This is a genomic window from Candidatus Methylomicrobium oryzae (assembly GCF_016745425.1).
Taxonomy (GTDB): Bacteria; Pseudomonadota; Gammaproteobacteria; order Methylococcales; family Methylomonadaceae; genus Methylomicrobium; species Methylomicrobium oryzae.
Window position 1 is genome coordinate 1 of sequence record NZ_JAERVK010000055.1, and the last position, 1177, is coordinate 1177.

Here is a 1177-nt window from a genome sequence, read left to right on the forward strand (position 1 = left end):
GAGGGTGTCCTGAATTTTGTGTAAACGGAGTTTTTAACGGTTTGGCATCCGGTCGTCAAATTGAATGCTAAACCGATTTAAGGCAGTTTTCCAGTCATGTAACGGCATGCTCCATTTTTTACTGATATTCATCAGGGCTAGCTAGAACAGCTTCGATAACGCCTCATCACTGGGAAACGAACCGCGATTCTTGATGATTTTCCGTAGACTCATGTTCACTGATTCGATGGCGTTAGTGGTGTAGATGATCCGACGTATTTCGGGCGGATAGTCAAAAAACGGGATGATACGGCTCCAGTTACGCCGCCATATCGGGGCAATCGACGGGTAAGCGTCGTTCCATTCCACCTCGAACTCGGCCAGCCTTTGCTCGGCTTCATCAACCGTTGCCGATTGGTAAATGCGCTTGAGATCAGCGGCGACGGACTTGCGCATTTTCCAACTGACATAGTTGAGGCTGTTACGCACCAGATGGACGATGCACAGTTGAACGGCGGTTTGGGGATAAACGGTTTCGATGGCCTCGGGAAACCCTTTCAGGCCATCGACACAGACGATGAAAATGTCCTGCACGCCGCGATTCTTCAACTCGGTGACCACTTGCAACCAGAACTTGGCGCCTTCGGTTTGGGCGATCCACAATCCCAGGACTTCCTTCTCGCCATTCAGGTTAATACCGATAGCCAGATAGACGGCCTTGACCCGTACCGCACCGGTATCACGGACTTTAACATGAATGCAGTCGAGATAGACGATCGGGTAAATCGGTTCCAGTGGTCGTGATTGCCAGGCTTTCACGTCCTCGGTCACCGCATCCGTGACGGTGGAAATCAAGGTTGGCGAAACCTCAGTGCCATACAGTTCTTCCAAATGACTTTGGATTTCCCTGACCGTTAGACCACGGGCATAAAGCGAAATGATCTTATCATCAAATCCGCTCCAGCGGGATTGGTGCTTGCCAATGATTTGTGGCTCAAACTGGCCGTGACGATCCCGGGGAATCTCGATTGGTAATTCGCCAAAATCACCCTTCAGGGTTTTCCGACTCTTGCCGTTGCGGGTATTGCCGGTGGGATTGTTGACGGGTTCATGCCGGGCATGGCCCAGGTGCTCGGTCATTTCAGCTTCCAATGCCCGCTCAACCAGCGCCTTGGTCAATTGCTTCAATAGGCCGTTT

The 1177-nt window shown here is 51.4% G+C and carries 1 pseudogene; it reads right to left on the reverse strand.

The features are described from left to right. Positions 1–33: 33 nt before the first annotated feature. A pseudogene (locus tag JJL52_RS21090) lies at positions 34–1177 on the reverse strand (IS256 family transposase); the annotation flags it as partial.